Origin of the sequence: Streptococcus intestinihominis (genome assembly GCF_046824975.1) — a bacterium.
Classification (GTDB): domain Bacteria; phylum Bacillota; class Bacilli; order Lactobacillales; family Streptococcaceae; genus Streptococcus.
Genome location: NZ_JBKQBL010000002.1, coordinates 275,632 through 276,162, shown reverse-complemented (window position 1 = coordinate 276,162; position 531 = coordinate 275,632). Strand labels below are relative to the sequence as shown.

Genomic DNA, 531 nt, shown 5'->3' with positions numbered 1-531 from the left:
TGAAAATATTTTGGGATTTGAGTTGATCCCAATAGCAGCATTTTATGGTGGAGACTTTCTTTGTCTAAATTATATAAAGGGTCCTGATAATCCAAGTATTTGTATCTGGTATCACGAGGAATCGTACGAATTAGAACCATCTGTGGAATTTGTGGCTAATAACTTTACAGAGTTTTTAGATTTGCTACAGGATGGATAAAAGTCAAACTTGTAAAAGAGACTTTAATAAAACGAATCATTTTAAACGCATTACACTGAGGGACTAGGTCCCTCTTTTTTTGCTATAATAGAGGGTATGAACAACTTGATTAAATCCAAGCTCGAGCTCTTGCCGAAGAGTCCGGGCTGTTACATTCACAAAGACAAGAACGGTACCATCATCTATGTGGGGAAGGCCAAGAATCTTCGCAATCGGGTGCGGTCCTATTTCAGAGGGAGCCACGATACCAAGACGGAAGCGCTGGTATCTGAGATTGTGGATTTTGAGTTTATCGTCACTGAGTCCAATATTGAGGCCTTGCTTCTGGAGAT

2 protein-coding genes are annotated in these 531 nt (G+C 39.9%); both read left to right on the top strand.

The window, feature by feature from the left end:
• Window positions 1-199: SMI1/KNR4 family protein (locus ACLOR3_RS04740; protein ID WP_412037032.1), on the top strand; the 199-nt coding region annotated here is incomplete at its 5' end.
• 96 nt (window positions 200-295) lie between these two features.
• The coding region (locus ACLOR3_RS04735) for a GIY-YIG nuclease family protein (RefSeq protein WP_412037031.1) at window positions 296-531 on the top strand (236 nt) is incomplete at its 3' end.